Source organism: Curtobacterium sp. YC1 (genome assembly GCF_016267665.1).
GTDB lineage: Bacteria > Actinomycetota > Actinomycetes > Actinomycetales > Microbacteriaceae > Curtobacterium.
Genome location: NZ_CP066341.1, coordinates 887,045 through 902,555, shown reverse-complemented (window position 1 = coordinate 902,555; position 15,511 = coordinate 887,045). Strand labels below are relative to the sequence as shown.

At 71.7% G+C, this 15,511-nt stretch carries 15 protein-coding genes and 1 tRNA gene; 8 read left to right on the top strand and 8 right to left on the bottom strand.

Annotated features, from left to right (window positions below; genetic code table 11):
• Positions 1-59: 59 nt before the first annotated feature.
• Positions 60-1,166 (bottom strand): tRNA 2-thiouridine(34) synthase MnmA, encoded by a 1,107-nt coding sequence (gene mnmA / locus I8920_RS04400; protein ID WP_198657955.1) that lies wholly within the window; start codon positions 1,164-1,166, stop codon positions 60-62.
• 56 nt (positions 1,167-1,222) lie between these two features.
• Here mnmA and I8920_RS04395 point away from each other — a divergent pair, with 56 nt between their 5' ends.
• From I8920_RS04395 to I8920_RS04385, 3 genes are all read left to right on the top strand, one after another.
• Positions 1,223-2,533 carry an MFS transporter gene (locus I8920_RS04395; RefSeq protein WP_198657954.1) on the top strand — a complete coding sequence of 437 codons (1,311 nt, stop codon included), beginning with the start codon at positions 1,223-1,225 and terminating at the stop codon, positions 2,531-2,533.
• A gap of 72 nt (positions 2,534-2,605) precedes the next feature.
• Positions 2,606-2,686 (top strand) — tRNA-Leu (locus I8920_RS04390).
• Positions 2,687-2,810: 124 nt separating this feature from the next.
• Positions 2,811-3,515, top strand: a complete 705-nt coding sequence (locus I8920_RS04385; RefSeq protein WP_198657953.1) for a DedA family protein — start codon at positions 2,811-2,813, stop codon at positions 3,513-3,515.
• A 200-nt stretch (positions 3,516-3,715) separates the two neighbouring features.
• Here I8920_RS04385 and rdgB read toward each other — a convergent pair whose 3' ends face one another.
• The 3 genes from rdgB to murI all read right to left on the bottom strand — a co-directional run bounded on the left by rdgB (position 3,716) and on the right by murI (position 5,950).
• Positions 3,716-4,309 carry an RdgB/HAM1 family non-canonical purine NTP pyrophosphatase gene (rdgB, locus tag I8920_RS04380; protein ID WP_198657952.1) on the bottom strand — a complete coding sequence of 198 codons (594 nt, stop codon included), beginning with the start codon at positions 4,307-4,309 and terminating at the stop codon, positions 3,716-3,718.
• A complete protein-coding gene (gene rph, locus I8920_RS04375) occupies positions 4,306-5,037 on the bottom strand; it encodes a ribonuclease PH (protein WP_198657951.1) in 732 nt (243 codons plus the stop codon). The genes rdgB and rph overlap by 4 nt, the downstream gene beginning before the upstream one ends.
• A gap of 73 nt (positions 5,038-5,110) precedes the next feature.
• Positions 5,111-5,950, bottom strand: a complete 840-nt coding sequence (murI, locus tag I8920_RS04370; protein WP_198657950.1) for a glutamate racemase — start codon at positions 5,948-5,950, stop codon at positions 5,111-5,113.
• A 609-nt stretch (positions 5,951-6,559) separates the two neighbouring features.
• On the opposite strand from murI, the gene I8920_RS04365 reads away from it, so the two are divergent.
• Positions 6,560-7,849 (top strand): nicotinate phosphoribosyltransferase, encoded by a 1,290-nt coding sequence (locus I8920_RS04365; RefSeq protein ID WP_198657949.1) that lies wholly within the window; start codon positions 6,560-6,562, stop codon positions 7,847-7,849.
• A gap of 154 nt (positions 7,850-8,003) precedes the next feature.
• On the opposite strand, the gene I8920_RS04360 is transcribed toward I8920_RS04365, so the two are convergent.
• The 3 genes from I8920_RS04360 to I8920_RS04350 all read right to left on the bottom strand — a co-directional run bounded on the left by I8920_RS04360 (position 8,004) and on the right by I8920_RS04350 (position 11,129).
• The gene (locus I8920_RS04360; RefSeq protein WP_198657948.1) at positions 8,004-8,264 is read right to left on the bottom strand and encodes a DUF3039 domain-containing protein; all 261 of its coding nucleotides are present in this window, start codon (positions 8,262-8,264) and stop codon (positions 8,004-8,006) included.
• A gap of 73 nt (positions 8,265-8,337) precedes the next feature.
• Positions 8,338-9,909 carry an ABC transporter permease gene (locus I8920_RS04355; RefSeq protein WP_198657947.1) on the bottom strand — a complete coding sequence of 524 codons (1,572 nt, stop codon included), beginning with the start codon at positions 9,907-9,909 and terminating at the stop codon, positions 8,338-8,340.
• Entirely contained in the window at positions 9,885-11,129 is a 1,245-nt protein-coding gene (locus I8920_RS04350; RefSeq protein WP_232832819.1) for an ABC transporter ATP-binding protein, read from the bottom strand. Before I8920_RS04350 ends, I8920_RS04355 begins: the two co-directional genes overlap by 25 nt.
• A 286-nt stretch (positions 11,130-11,415) precedes the next feature.
• Between I8920_RS04350 and I8920_RS04345 the strand changes: the two genes are divergently transcribed.
• The 4 genes from I8920_RS04345 to I8920_RS04330 all read left to right on the top strand — a co-directional run bounded on the left by I8920_RS04345 (position 11,416) and on the right by I8920_RS04330 (position 14,168).
• Positions 11,416-12,111, top strand: coding sequence for a phosphocholine cytidylyltransferase family protein (locus I8920_RS04345; RefSeq protein WP_198657946.1), 696 nt, complete (start codon positions 11,416-11,418; stop codon positions 12,109-12,111).
• A 43-nt stretch (positions 12,112-12,154) separates the two neighbouring features.
• Positions 12,155-12,979, top strand: a complete 825-nt coding sequence (locus tag I8920_RS04340; RefSeq protein WP_198657945.1) for an ABC transporter permease — start codon at positions 12,155-12,157, stop codon at positions 12,977-12,979.
• Positions 12,979-13,749, top strand: coding sequence for an ABC transporter ATP-binding protein (locus I8920_RS04335; RefSeq protein ID WP_198657944.1), 771 nt, complete (start codon positions 12,979-12,981; stop codon positions 13,747-13,749). The genes I8920_RS04340 and I8920_RS04335 overlap by 1 nt, the downstream gene beginning before the upstream one ends.
• A 116-nt stretch (positions 13,750-13,865) precedes the next feature.
• Positions 13,866-14,168 carry a hypothetical protein gene (locus I8920_RS04330; protein ID WP_198657943.1) on the top strand — a complete coding sequence of 101 codons (303 nt, stop codon included), beginning with the start codon at positions 13,866-13,868 and terminating at the stop codon, positions 14,166-14,168.
• Positions 14,169-14,242: 74 nt separating this feature from the next.
• Here the strand turns inward: I8920_RS04330 and I8920_RS04325 are convergent, their stop codons facing one another.
• Complete coding sequence (locus I8920_RS04325) at positions 14,243-15,475, bottom strand: hypothetical protein (protein ID WP_198657942.1); 1,233 nt, start codon at positions 15,473-15,475, stop codon at positions 14,243-14,245.
• Between the last annotated feature and the right edge of the window lie 36 nt (positions 15,476-15,511).

Below are 15,511 nucleotides of genomic sequence, written 5' to 3'. Positions count from 1 at the left end.
GTTCTACCGTGCGCCACCGACGCGGCGTGCAGCGACCGGGGTGCCCGGGAGCGGCGGGGTCAGGCGTCGACGGGGACGGCGCTGACGGTGTCGTCGATCGTGCACTGCCCGAGCACCCGCGTGCCCACGTACACCACCGCGGTCTGCCCGGGAGCGACCCCGGACAGCGGCTCGTCGACGTCGATCACCAGCACGTCGTCCTGCACGCGCGCGGTCGCGGGCACCGGGTCGGCGTGGGCGCGGATCTGCACGTCGCAGGCGAACGGCACGGACGGATCAGCGGGGGCGGCACCGGCCCAGGTGAACCGGGAGCCCGACATCGACACGACGTCGAGCGCCTCCTTCGGGCCGACGACGACGGTGTTCTCCTTCGGGCGGATCTCGAGCACGAAGCGCGGCTTGCCGTCCGGCGCCGGTCGTCCGAGCGCCAGACCGCGGCGCTGCCCGACGGTGTACCCGGTCGCGCCCTGGTGGGAGCCGACGACGGTACCGTCACGCTCGACGACGTCACCGGTCTCGCTGCCCACGCGGTCGGCGAGCCAGCCGCGGGTGTCCCCGTCCGGGATGAAGCAGATGTCGTAGGAGTCCGGCTTCTGCGCGACCGTCAGCCCGCGGGCGGCAGCCTCGGCCCGGACCTCGTCCTTCGAGGGGGTGGCACCGAGCGGGAACATCGCGTGCTGCAGCTGCTCGGCGGTCAGCACCCCGAGCACGTACGACTGGTCCTTCGCCCACGCGGCCGACCGGTGGAGTTCCCGGGAGCCGTCCGGACCGGTGACGATCGAGGCGTAGTGCCCGGTCGCGACGGCGTCGAACCCCAGGGCCAGTGCCTTCTCGAGCAGCGCCGCGAACTTGATGCGCTCGTTGCAGCGCATGCACGGGTTCGGGGTGCGACCCGCCTGGTACTCGGCCACGAAGTCGTCGACGACGTCCTCCTTGAACCGGGCCGAGAAGTCCCAGACGTAGTACGGGATCCCGAGGGCCGACGCGGCGCGCTGCGCGTCCATCGAGTCCTCGATGGTGCAGCAGCCGCGGCTGCCGGTCCGCAGGGTCCCGGGCATCCGGCTCAGCGCCAGGTGCACGCCGACCACGTCGTGTCCGGCGTCGACCGCCCGGGCAGCCGCCACCGCCGAGTCGACACCACCGCTCATCGCCGCCAGAACACGCATGCCTCCAGGGTAACCCGCCGACGAAGCGGTACCGCTGGCGTACCGTTGGTCGGGCGATGGCCACGACTGCGAACGACTCATTCGACTTCCGGTCCGTCCTGCTGTCCGGGTTCCTGCCCGCCGCGCTGTTCGCGATCGGCGAGGGCGCGATCATCCCGATCATCCCGATCGCCGCCGACTCCCTCGGGGCCAGCCTGGCGTTCGCCGGCTTCGTCGCGTCGCTGATCCTGGTCGGCGAGCTCATCGGCGACGTGCCGTCCGGCGTCGTCGTCGCCCGCATCGGGGAGCGGAACGCCATGATCGGCGCCGCCCTGGTGTCGGTCGTCGGCCTCGTCGTGGCCACGACCGCCGCGAACGCCTGGGTCCTGGCGCTCGGGGTGTTCCTGGTCGGGGTCTCGACCGCCGTGTTCGCCCTCGCCCGACACGCCTACATGACCACGGCGATCCCCCTGCGCATCCGGGCCCGTGCCCTGTCGAGCCTGGGCGGGGTGTTCCGCTTCGGGTACTTCGTCGGCCCCTTCATCGCCGCTGGCGTCGTCCACCTGACCGGCACCACCAGCAGTGCCTTCTGGATCCACGTCGTCTGCTGCCTGGCGGCGGCGACCGTGCTCCTGGTGCTCCGCGACCCGGCGACGGGCGCACGGGGTCTGCGGTTGCCGCCCCGCGCCTCCCGACCGACGGCGGACCCCGTGGCGGACGCGAGCGGCGGGGCCGGCACCGAACCACCCGCCGACACGGGCGCGCAGTTCGTCCAGCAGGAGGCACAGGGCCTGTTCCGCACCATCCGCGCGAACCGGGCGGTGCTGCTGCGGCTCGGCAGCGGCGCCGGCCTGATCGGCGCGATGCGCGCCGGCCGCCAGGTGATCCTGCCCCTGTGGGCGGTCAGCGTGGGACTGGACGACTCGGCCGCGGCGCTGGTCATCGGCATCGCCGGCGCCGTCGACTTCGCGCTGTTCTACACGAGCGGGCAGATCATGGACCGGTGGGGACGGCTCGCGAGCGCGCTGCCGTGCATGCTCGGCCTGAGCATCAGCTACTTCCTGCTCGCCTGGAGCGGCCACCTGGACGCCCGGGTCGGCTGGTTCGTCGCGATCGCGATGGGCATGTCCCTGGCCAACGGCGTCGGGTCCGGCATCCTCATGACGCTCGGCGCGGACCTCGCTCCGCGGAACGCCCCGGCACCGTTCCTGGGCGCCTGGCGGTTCACCGGCGACTTCGGGTCGGCCGCGGCGCCCCTGGTCATCTCCGGCGTCACCGCGATCGCGTCGATCGCCGTCGCGAGCGGGGTGATGGGCGTGCTCGGCCTGGTCGGCGCCGGGATCCTGCTCCGGTACGTGCCCCGGTACCTGCCCCGGCAGCTGCGCTGACGCGCCCGATCCGGTCTGGAGGCACGGTGCGCGTCCGCCCCGCACCCCGCCCTCGGTAGACTGCCGCTGCTCGCGGGAGTGGTGGAATCGGTAGACACGCAGGATTTAGGTTCCTGTGCCCCAGGCGTGAGGGTTCGAGTCCCTCCTTCCGCACCGTTGCGGTCCTCCGCACCCCTGCCAGGAGTCATACCCGCGAGGGATGGCCGGGCGACGCACGGGCGGTACCCTCGTCCCGCGGGGGTCTCCCGCCGCCTCCGCCTCCACGACCGGAAGAACCATGCACTCCGTCGCACTCGCCCTGATCCCGTGGCTCGACCCGCAGTACATCCTCGACCACTTCGGGGCCATCGCCGTGCTCGTGGTCTGCGGGATCGTGTTCGCCGAGACGGGGCTGCTCGTCGGGTTCATCTTCCCGGGCGACAGCCTGCTCGTCATCACGGGCCTGTTCGCCTTCGACCGCGGCGGCGAGATCGGCGGCATCCCGATCTGGGTCGCGGCGCTGATGATCGGCGCGGCGGCGTTCCTGGGCGGCGAGCTCGGCTACTACATCGGCAAGAAGGCCGGTCCGCCGATCTTCGAACGCAAGGAGAGCGGGCTGTTCTCGAAGGAGAACGTCGACCGCACCAACGCGTTCTTCCACCGCTTCGGCCCCGCCGCCGTGATCCTGGCGCGCTTCGTGCCGGTGGTCCGCACCTTCGCACCCATTGCCGCGGGCGTCGGCCGGATGGACTACAAGAAGTACTCGCTGTACAACGCCGTCGGCGCCGTGGTCTGGGGTGTCGGTGTGACGTTCCTGGGCTACTTCCTCGGGTACATCCCCTTCGTGGCCCACATCGTGCGCGAGTACATCGACATCATCCTGCTCGCGGCGGTCGTCGTGACCGTGGTGCCGATGGCCCTGACCTACCTGCGGAACGCGCGCAAGGCCAAGCACGCGGGCGATACCGAGGCGACCACGGCGCCGACGGAACCGACGCTCTAGGCGCACCCCGGGCCTCCCGGCCGCCGCGGGCGCTGCCGCAGCCCGCGCGCCCTGCGCCCGCGCGCCCACGCGCCCACGCGCCCTGCGCACAACCAAAGTCGCCCCGCACCACGGAATCGCGTGGTTCGGGGCGACTTCGGTTGTGCGGACCGGAAACGCACCGGCGCGCACGAGCGCACGAGCGCGCATCGCGCAGCGCGTCAGACGCCGAAGTGCTCCCGCACGATCGGCGCGATCCCCCGGAACGCCTTGCTGCGGTGCGACAGCGCGTTCTTCTCGGCGCGCGTCAGCTCCGCCGAGGTGCGGTCCGCGTCGTCCGGCCGGAACACCGGGTCGTAGCCGTGCCCGCCGTCGCCGATCGGCTCGGTGGTGACCTCGCCGTTCCACACGGCCTCGACCACGCGCTCCTCGCCCTCGGGCGTCACGAACGCGGCCGCGCACACGAAGGCGGCGGTGCGCTCGACGACGCCCTCCAGGTTCTGCAGCAGCAGCGCGATGTTGTCGGCGTCCGACCGCGTGCCCGCGTACCGGGCCGAGTGGATGCCCGGGGCACCGCCCAGCGCGTCGACCGCGATCCCGGAGTCGTCGGCGAGCGCCGGCAGCCCCGTGTGCGCGACCGCGGCGCGGGCCTTGATGAGGGCGTTCGCCGCGTAGCTGTCGCCGTCCTCGACCGGCTCGGGGCCGTCGTAGCCGACCAGCTCGACGCCGTCGCCGAGCGCGGTGCCGAGGATCTCGCGGAGCTCGACGACCTTGCCCTGGTTGTGGGTCGCCAGCACGACCGTGCCGGAGGTCACGCCAGCCCCAGCACGGACCGCTGGATCGCGGCGAGCGACTGGTTGCCCGCCAGACCGAGGTCGAGCAGCACGTTCAGCTCGTCTCGGTCGAAGGGTGCGTGCTCAGCGGTGCCCTGCACCTCGATGAACTTCCCCGAGCCCGTGGTGACGATGTTCATGTCGGTGTCGGCCGCGGAGTCCTCGGTGTAGGCCAGGTCGAGCATCGGTTCCCCCTTGACGATCCCGACCGAGATCGCCTGCACGCTGTCGGTGAGCGGGGTGGCCTTCTTGCCGATGAAGCCCTTGTCCCGGCCCCACTCGATCGCGTCGGCCATCGCGACGTACGCGCCGGTGATCGACGCGGTGCGGGTGCCGCCGTCGGCCTGCAGCACGTCGCAGTCGATGACCAGGGTGTTCTCCCCGAGCGCCTTCGTGTCGACGACGGCGCGGAGCGAGCGCCCGATCAGGCGGGAGATCTCGTGCGTGCGGCCGCCGACCTTGCCCTTGATGGACTCGCGCTGCATGCGCTCGTTCGTCGAGCGGGGCAACATCGAGTACTCGGCGGTGACCCAGCCGGTGCCCTTGCCGGCGAGCCAGCGCGGGACGCCGTTCGTGAAGCTCGCGGTGCAGAGCACCTTCGTGTTGCCGAACGAGATGAGCGCGCTGCCCTCGGCCTGCGTGCTCCACCCCCGCTCGATGGTGACGGGGCGGTGGTCGGTGGCGGTGCGGCCGTCGATGCGGGTGGTCATGGTGTCCTTTCGGTCCGGCCTGGAGGCTCGGTGCGGGTCGTACGGTCGGCTGCGGTCGTGCGGGTGGTCCGGTTCAGGACCCGGTGCGCGGGAGCGTGATGGCACCGGTCTGCAGGTGGCCGACACTCGACACCTCGGGTCCGAGGAAGCGTCGGGCGAGCCGGATGAAGCCGTTCTTGTCGTCGCCCGTCGCCTCGAACGAGTACGTCGGGGCGGTGGTCGTGGTGCGCTCGAGTCCGTGCTCGACGAGTCGACGGTAGACGTCGTTGGCGGTCTCCTCGGCGCTCGAGACGAGCGTGACCTCCGGTCCCATCACGAACTGGATCGCAGCGGACATGAGCGGGTAGTGCGTGCAGCCGAGCACGAGGGTGTCGACGTCGGCGGCACGGATGGGGTCGAGGTAGCCGGCCGCGACCTCGCGCAGGGACGGTGACGAGGTGTCGCCCGCCTCCACGAACTCGACGAACCGGGGGCACGCGGCCGTGGTCAGCGTGACGCCGGCGGCGACCGCGAAGGCGTCCTCGTAGGCGCGTGACGCGATGGTGCCGACGGTCCCGATGACGCCGACGCGACCGGTCCTGGTCTGCTTGACGGCGGCGCGCGCGGCGGGCTGGATGACCTCGACGACGGGGATGCCGTACGCCTGCTCGTACCGTTCACGGGCATCGCGGAGGACCGCCGACGATGCGGTGTTGCAGGCGATCACCAGGGCCTTGACACCCTGCTCGACCAGGTCGTCCATGACCTCGAGCGCGTAGCGGCGGACGTCCGCGATGGGCTTCGGGCCGTACGGCGAGTGCACGGTGTCCCCGACGTACCGGATGCTCTCGCGCGGCAGCTGGTCGATGATGGCGCGGGCCACGGTGAGCCCGCCGACCCCGCTGTCGAAGACTCCGATCGGTGCATCCGTCACCGGTCCAGCGTACCGACGCCCGCTCACGGCGGCGTCACCCGTGCGTCCCTGCGCCTACCCGCCGGGTCCCCGAGCGGGCGGAATCCGCAGCGCCCGCACGAGGCAATGCGCTGATTCCGCCCGCTCGCCGCACAGGCCCTCCCCGACCTCCGCCGCCGACCCGCGAGCGGGCGGAAGACGCGCGCCCCGGACTACGGAGCGTGCCGAATGCGCCCATTCGCCGCACGAGCACACCGCCGCTCGGCCGCCCCTTCCGCGAGCGGGCGGAACCTGCGCGGCACACCGCTCGAGCGCTGCCGAATCCGCCCGCTCGCTGAACGAGCACGCTGCCGCTCGGCCACCGCCACCGCGAGCGGGCGGACCCTGCGCGGCACACCGCTTGGAGCGTGCCGAATGTGCCCGCTCGCCGCACGAGCACGCTGCCGCCCGGCCACCGCGAACGCGAACGGGCGAAACCTGCTCGGCACACCGCTCGAGCACCCCCGATTCCGCCCGCTCGCGCCCTCGCGCTCGCGCCCACCAGCCCAGGACCACCCGCCTACCGGCGCCGGCAAGGACCTCAACCGCGATCCGTGCCTCCCGACCGGCCGCGACAGTAGTGTCGGAGAGGTGACCACCGCGCTCCTCACCGACCAGTACGAACTCACCATGGTCGACGCCGCCCTCAAGGACGGGACCGCCGACCGCCGATGCGTCTTCGAGGTGTTCGCCCGACGACTCCCGGACGGCCGCCGCTACGGCGTCGCGGCCGGACTCGGTCGGTTCCTCACCGCCCTCGCCGACTTCCGCTTCGGCGACGAGGAGATCGGGTTCCTGCGCGACCGCGGGGTCATCGACGCCGGCACCGCATCCTGGCTCGCCGACTACCGGTTCAGCGGGGACATCCGCGCCTACCGCGAGGGCGAGGTCTACTTCCCGAACTCCCCCATCCTGCAGATCGAGGGCACCTTCGCCGAGGCCGTCGTGCTCGAGACCCTGGCGCTCAGCATCTTCAACGCGGACAGCGCCATCGCGAGCGCCGCCGCCCGCATGGTGTCCGCTGCCGACGGCCGCCCCCTGGCCGAGATGGGCTCCCGCCGCACCGGTGAGTGGAACGCCGTCGCCGCCGCCCGTGCCGCGTACATCGCCGGGTTCCGGGCGACGAGCAACCTCGAGGCCGGACGCACCTGGGGCATCCCGACCATGGGCACGGCGGCGCACGCCTTCACGCTGCTGCACGACTCCGAGGAGCAGGCGTTCCGGTCGCAGCTCGACGCACTCGGCGACGGCACGACGCTGCTGGTCGACACGTACGACATCGAGGCCGCGGTGGAGACCGCCGTCCGGCTGACGGACGGCAAGCTCGGCGGGGTCCGGATCGACAGCGGCGACCTGCCGTCGGTGGTCGCGGCGGTCCGGGCGCAGCTCGACCGACTGGGCGCGACGGGGACGAAGATCACGGTCACGAACGACCTCGACGAGTACACGATCGCCGCGCTCCGAGCAGCCCCGGTCGACTCGTACGGCGTCGGCACCTCGGTCGTCTCGGGATCCGGGCACCCGGCCGCCGGCATGGTCTTCAAGCTCGTCGCGCACCGGGACGCGGACGGCGGCGACTGGGTGCCCGTCGCCAAGAAGTCGGCCGACAAGGCGTCGATCGGCGGCCGGAAAGAGGCCGGCCGTCGCCTCCGCAACGGCGTCGCGACCGCCGAGATCGTGCTCACGGGCGCCCAGGTCGGCCCCGACGAGCGCCCCCTGCTGGTCCCCGTCGTCACCGACGGCGAGGTCGACCCGGCGTTCCTCGGCACGGCGGGCGTCGAGGCCGCTCGGGCACACCACCAACGGGCGAAGGCGGAGCTGCCCGCGGATGCGTCACGCATCGGGCGCGGCGACCCCGCCATCCCCACCCTGGTCATCTAGGGCAGGTGGCGCGGCCACGACGCGTGGCCTCGTCGTGAGCAGCAATGGTCGGGTCCGTGTGACGGACCCGACCATTCCTGCTCACGAAGCCACAGACGGACGGGAGGCCCGTGGCGGCGCCACCACGGGCCTCCCGTCCGTCTGCTGGTCGCGTCTACTCGGCCTTCATCTTCTCGTAGATGGCCTTGCAGTCCGGGCAGACCGGGAACTTCTCCGGGTCGCGACCCGGGATCCACTTCTTGCCGCACAGGGCCTTGACCGGCTTGCCGGACAGGGCCGACTGCAGGATCTTGTCCTTCTTGACGTAGTGCGAGAACCGCTCGTGGTCGCCGGGCTCGACCCCCTCGTCCTCGAGGAGCTTCTCGAGCTCCCGGTCCATCACGTCGAGGCCGCCGCCGGGTTCCGTCATGCTCATGCACCCAGGGTACGACGCTCCGCGACCGGGCGCGCGGGATGCCGTGCGCCCGGAGCGGACCTCGCGACCGCGGTCAGTTGCGCTGGGCCGCCGCGAGCAGGTCCGGACCGCGCCGGTCGAACAGCCGACCGCCGGCGAAGACGCCGACCACCAGCACGACCAGGCCGATGCCGACACCGACGACGATCGTCAGCACCGACCACGGCTCCGGACCACGTGCGAGGGCCAGGACGCCGAGCCAGACCGCGGGGACCGTGCAGAGCACGATGCCGATGACCATGACCGTCTGCGCGAACGTCGCCGTGACTCCCGCGGCTTGCGGCTGCTGGAACGGGTGGTCGCCGGGGCGGACGGTCGGGTACGGCAGCAGGACCGAGACGACACTCGACAGCCCGAGGCCGGACAGCAGTGCGCCCGCACTCACGCCGATGAGCACCGGGAACGCCGTCCAGTCGCCGAACAGTCGTGCGGACAGCGCAGCGCCGGCCACGATCGCCGGGATCCCGACGACGAGCACGGGGACGACGCGGCCGAGGCGGTCGCTCCACCCCGGAGCGCCGGACGCGACGTGCAGCCAGACCGCGGTGTTGTCGTAGGAGACGTCGTTGTGGGGCAGGAACCCGGCGATGAGCGCCATGAGCGGCAGCGGCACCAGGGCCGTCCACTGCCACGGCACCCCGGCGACGCCGAGCGGCAGGACGACGAGCGGCACGAACAGGATGATGAGGTACGAGGTCCGGTACCGCGGGTCGCGCAGCCAGTAGGTCAGGGCGCGGGCTGCTACGGCGGACACCGGCGCGGACCCGAAGCGGTCGAACCACCCCAGGCCCTGGTAGCGGCGCGTCCGGGCACGGTCGTCGACGGTCTCGAGCGCCCGACCGACCAGTGCCCACCAGGCCCAGGCGAGGAGCGCGACGACCACGAGTGCGACGAGCAACTTGAGCACGCCGGCGCCGGGGTCGCCGCTCGCGACCTCGGCCGGCACGGCCCACGCGGCACCCCACGGGGTCCAACCGGCGACGTCGGCGACGCGCTGCATCTCGGCGCCCTCCGGGTCGATCCAGTCGACGCGGAGCAGGAGCGACACCGCCGGGACCGACAGCGCCAGGATCACGAGGGCGACGAGCCACCCGGCGTCGCGCGACCGGTCGGGACCGATCAACCGCGAGCCGACGGTGCAACAGACCCGCACCAGGAGCGCGCAGGTCGCGACCGCGATGACACCGCCGAGCACGGCGAGGACGACCAGCCCGGGGCCACGCGACCAGGCGACGACCTGCGCGACGGCGATGATCGCGACACCCAGCACCGGCACACCGACGAGCCCGGCGACGACGAGGCCGACCGCGAGCCGACGCCGTTCGATGCCGAACACGGTGAACCGGCGGGGGTCGAGCTGGTCGCTCCGCCCGACCACGAGCGGCACGACCGTGAAGCCGAACGCGACGAGGGCACCGACGGGCACCACCACCGCACGCACCACGTCGGGGTCGGCGGAGCGGAGCGCCACGGTCTGGGTGGCCACGAAGACGGCGGCGAGGAGTCCGACGAGGCTACCGAGCACGACCGCCACGGACCGACGTGCGGTGCCGCGGACGTCGCCCGCGAGCAGGTCGGCCCTCAGCCGGAGAAGCTGTGCAACCATTCCATGCTCTCTGCCACGACGCGACCGCCCGCGAGCTCGACGAACTTGTCCTCGAGGCTCTTGCGCCCACGCACCTGCGCCATGGTCCCCGAGGCGAGGACCTTACCGCCGACGATGATCGCCACCGAGTCGCAGGTGCGCTGCACGAGCTCCATCGAGTGGCTGGAGAGCACCACGGTGCCGCCGCCGCGCGTGTACCGGCGGAGGATGTCGGTGATCGTCGCCGCACTGACCGGGTCGACCGACTCGAACGGTTCGTCGAGCACCAGGACCCGCGGCGAGTGGATGAGCGTCGCCGCGAGGGCGATCTTCTTCGCCATGCCGACCGAGTAGTCGGCGACCTGACGGCCGAGGGCCTCGCCCAGGCCGAACGCCTCGGCGAGGTCGGCGCTGCGCGCACGCGCGGTCGCACCGTCGAGGCCGCGCAGCGTGGCCGAGTAGTAGAGCAGCTGGGCACCGGTGAGCCGGTCGAACAGCCGGAGCCGGTCGGGCAGCACGCCGAGGCTGCGCTTCGCGGCGGTCGGGTCTGCCCAGACGTCGTGGTCGAGGACGGTCACCGATCCGGCGTCCGGGCGGAGCAGGCCCGTGATCATCGAGAGGGTCGTCGTCTTGCCGGCGCCGTTCGGACCGACGACGCCGAAGATCGAGCCCTGACGGATCTCGAGGTCGACCTCGTCGACCGCCAGCGTCTGGCCGTAGCGCTTCACGAGACCGGTCGCCTCGAGCACGACCGGCTGCAGCTTCTGCGGCTGCTTCGGGGTGGCGGTGCGTGGCGCACGCTTCTTCGCGGTCGGCGCGGCGTCGGTACCGGTCGCGACGCCGGCGCCCGTCGCGACGTCGTCGGTGCTGCCGGGAGGCTCGGTGTCGGTCGACGGCACGGGCTTCGTCGGGCGCTTGGTGCGTCCCTTGCCCGTCCGCGGCTTCGCAGGGCGCGCTGCGGTCGTCGTCGCGGCCGCCGCGGCGGCCGCGCTCGTCGCTGCGGCCGTCCCCCCGTCGGTGCCGCCCTCGGTCGTCGTCGTCTCGTCGGCGCCGATGACCGTCGTGTCGTCGGTCATCGCGTCACCCGCGGAGGCGTCGTCCGCATCCGTGTCCCCCATGTCGTCGTCTGCCGCGTCGTCCTCCGCGGCGGCGGCGTCCGCCTCGTCGGCGTCACTCGCTTCGGTCATCCATGCGGCGTCGGTCGTGGCGTACACGTCCTCGTTCTCTGCCCTGGATGCCATCGCCCCACCGTACCAACGCTGTCCACCCGGCGGGGAACGGCCTCCCCAGTGTCACGAATTGAGTACGAAGCACGCAGACCCGTACCCCGAACGGCCCTGTTTCCGTATCATTCACCAGGGCACGAAGGAGTGTTCACCACTTGGAAACCTGCTCCCCGCGGGTGCTCCGGAAGCCCCACGATCCCTGGCGGGATCGCTTCTCGGGCAACTCGGACGTTGGGAGAGCAGACTCGACGAGGCCCGCCCGTGCCCCAGGGCGCGCGGGCGGACACCGGAAGGGACCAGCATGACCACGCAGATCGTGATCCTCGCAGCGGGGATGGGCAGCCGCCTCGGGCGAAGCCTGCCGAAGCCGCTCACGGAGCTCAGCGACGGCCGCACCATCATGCAGCAGCAGTTCGACAACATCCGCGCCGCGTTCGGTTCGAGCGCCCGCGTGACGATCGTCGTCGGCTACAAGTCGGAGCACATCGTCGAGGCCTTCCCCGAGGCGAACTTCGTCTACAACGAGTCCTACGACTCCACCAACACCTCGAAGAGCCTGCTGCGCGCCCTCAAGGCGACCGGCAAGGGCGGGGTCCTCTGGATGAACGGCGACGTGGTCTTCGACCCGATGGCGCTCGTCCGTGCGGCCGACATGATCGACGAGGGCCGCTCCTTCGTCAGCGTCAACACCGACAAGGTCTCCGACGAAGAGGTCAAGTACACGGTCGACGCCGAGGGCTTCATCCACAAGCTGTCGAAGCGGGTCGAGGGTGGTCTCGGCGAGGCCGTGGGCATCAACTACGTCTCCGCCGCCGACAAGCAGGCGCTGATCCGTCAGCTCGGCCGCGTCGACGACCAGGAGTACTTCGAGGGCGGCATCGAGGCTGCCATCGCCGAGGACGGGCTACGCTGGACGCCGATCGACATCTCCGACCTGTACGCGGTCGAGATCGACTTCGCCGAGGACCTCGAGCGCGCGAACAACCTGTTCGCCTGACCTGCCTCAGGACCCCCTCGGCGGTTCCGCCCGAAGGGAAACCGTGACCACAGCGAGTGCGCCGACCGCGCCCGCGGCTGCCGCACCCGCGACGCCTCGGAGCGCCGGTCGGCGCTACCGTCAGGCGCTCTGGCTGCTGACGGTGCGCGACCTGCGGGTCCGCTACTCGACCTCCGCGCTCGGGTACGTCTGGTCGATCCTCGACCCGCTCGTGATGTCGGGCATCTACTGGTTCGTCTTCACGCAGGTCTTCCACCGCGGCTCGGTCGGCGAGGACCCGTACATCGTGTTCCTGCTGGCGGCCCTGCTGCCCTGGATGTGGTTCACCGGCGGCGTCTCCGACTCCACACGGGCGTTCATCAAGGAGTCGAAGCTCATCCGCTCGACCACGATCCCCCGCACCATCTGGGTGGCGCGGATCGACGCGTCGAAGGGCATCGAGTTCCTGTTGAGCCTGCCGGTGCTGGCCGCGTTCGCGATCGCGACCGGTGCCCACCTGCACTGGCAGGTCGTGTTCTTCCCGTTGGCGATCGTGCTGCAGTGCGCGCTGGTCTACGGCCTGGGCCTCATCGTCGCCCCGCTCGTCGTCTTCTTCCGTGACCTCGAGCGCGCCACGAAGCTCGTGCTGCGGTTCCTGTTCTACGCCTCCCCGATCGTCTACGGCACGCACGCGCTGCCCGCCGCGCTGCGGGACATCGCGGCCGTCAACCCCCTCACCGGCATCTTCGGCCTGTACCGGGCGGCGTTCTTCCCGTCGCAGCTCGACTGGTTCGAGGTCGGTGCCGCCGTGGTCGTCACCGGGGTCGTCCTGGTGGTCGGGTTCACCGTGTTCCGGCGGAGCGAGCACCGCGTGCTGAAGGAGCTGTGATGACCGCGACGGACCAGACCCGACGCACCGAGACCGCCGCACCGGTCATCTCCGTGCGCGACGCGGGCATCTGCTTCAAGCGCAACCGGCGAGCGAGCCGCAGCTTCAAGGACCTGTTCGCCGGCAAGCGCCGTCGCCGCCCCACGGACGAGTTCTGGGCGCTGCGGAACGTGTCGTTCGACGTCCGCCCGGGTGAGGCGATCGGTGTCGTCGGGCGCAACGGGCAGGGCAAGTCCACCCTGCTCAAGCTCGTGGCGCAGGTGATGCTGCCGGACGAGGGCCGGATCGACGTCGGCGCCGGGGTCGCACCCCTGATCGAGATCACCGGTGGTTTCGTCGGCGACCTGACGGTCCGCGACAACGTGTACCTGACCGCCGGCCTGCACGGCATGTCGCGCGCCGAGATCCGTGATGCCTTCGACGAGATCATCGCGTTCGCCGAGATCGCGGACTTCGTCGACACCCCGTACAAGCACCTGTCGAGCGGCATGAAGGTCCGGATCGCGTTCGCGGTGATCTCCCGCCTCGACGAGCCGGTCATCCTGGTCGACGAGGTCCTGGCCGTCGGCGACAAGGCCTTCCGCGAGAAGTGCTACAAGCGCATCGAGGAACTCCTGGCCGGCGGGCGGACCCTGTTCTTCGTGTCGCACAGCGACAAGGACCTGCGGCGCTTCTGCGACCGAGGCCTGTACCTCGACAAGGGCCGGCTGCAGCTCGACGACACGATCGAGGCCGCACTGGCCCGGTACGCCGCCGACTACGGCGCCTGACGGGTCGGGGTACTCCCCTCCACGATCACCGGCGGCCGGTGCGCCCTCCACAGCCCCGGTCTCCTCCGGTCCGCACCGGGTCCCCGCCGTCGGACCCTCCCCCTAGCGTTCCGTGCATGCACCGCCCAGCAGCCGCGTACGCCGTCCCCTTCGCCGTCGACCGATCGAACGCACCGCATCGGTACGACATCGTCAACACCGGTCCGGAGCCCGTCGACGGTCTGGTCCTCACCCACCTCGGCACGGGCTACTCGCCACCGCTCGCGGTCCGGCGGCTCGAGCCCGGTCGCTCGCTGTCCGTCGCCGTCTTCGGCGCCTCGCCGGAGGACACTGGCGTCGTGATCGTCCGCTGGCGCCGCCCGGACCGCTCCGAGTACCTCTGGCGGATGTCGCTCGCCGGCACGGGGGTCCGGGCCTGATGCCGGCACGACTCTCGTGCCGAGCCCGTGACCGGGCAGGTGGCCGGGCCGAGCCGGTCTGGTGCGCCTGCGGTTCAACGCTCCCCGCGCTCGGCCGCCACCGTGCGCCAGCGCTCGAGCAGCCACTCGATCGCCTCGTGGAACCGCTCCGTGGCCGCTCCGGGCGTGGTGTCGCCGAAGTACCGACGTACCCAGTGCTGCAGTCGTGCGAGCTCCGCGGCGTCCCCGGCCGCAGCGTCGATGCGCTCCAGCACCTCCGGGGCGTCGGCGGCCGTCAGCCAGTTCGCATCGCTCAGGTAGCCACGCTCGTCGACATCGGCGTCGGGCGACACCGGGCGGGTGACGATGAGCGGCTTGCCCACCGCCAGTCGGTCGTAGATCATCGCGCTGATGTCCGTGATCGCCACGTCGGCGTCGGCGAGCTGCCACCCGAGCGCACCGCCGTCGTCGTGCAGATGGTGCGCCGACGGGTCGGCGGCGTTCGCTGCGGTGATGGCCGCGAGGATGCGCTCGTGCGCCGCACGGTACGCCGGGTCCAGCACGCCGCTGCGCGGGTGCGGGCGGTACACCAGGCGGTGCCGGGGCGAGGCCAGTACCTGCTCGGCGATGGTCGTGCCGTGCGAGGCGATCGACCCGTAGGCGGCGGCCGCTCGGTCGCCCTCCCACGTCGGCGCGTAGAGCACCACGGTCCGCTCGTCGGCCGGGTACGGCGCGTCCCCGGCGAAGTGGTCGGCCTGCGGACGGCCGATCGCGATGGTGCGCGTGTCCAGGTCGTAGTCCCACAGGGCCTCGGCCAGTCGGTCGCGAGCGGCGTCGCCGGCGATGAGCGCGTAGTCGTACGCCTTGAACTGGTTCGTGGTCATGTACATCTTGTCGCTCTCGCCGTGGTTGACGAAGACGTGCCACATGCGCCCGTACCGCATCATCTGGAAGTTGCGGGCGTTCTGGTTGACGTACAGCACCACCTTGGGCGCGTGGCCCTCGACGAACTGCTCGAGGTCGACCACCTGCCGCGCGTACACCACCGGCACGGGCGACTCGTCGAGCAGCGTGAGCATGGTGCCCGGGCTGCGCGACACGATCGCCACGGGGTGCGTCTTCGCCAGCTCGGCGAGCGGTGCGTACCACTGGCGGACCTGGTACATGTTGACCGGGCCGTCGGCGAAGTAGACCGCGATCTCGATCGAGCCCGGTTCGGGCTTCGGCGCCGAGGGCAGCCGCTGGGCCAGTCGCCGTCGGCTGCGTCGCGAGGACAGCAGGCGCTCGGCGAGCCGCAGTGCGGCACGCACGTCGCTGGTGATCGGCATGGTCGTCCTCCCGGTCTGCTGTGGCGGTCTGGTGCG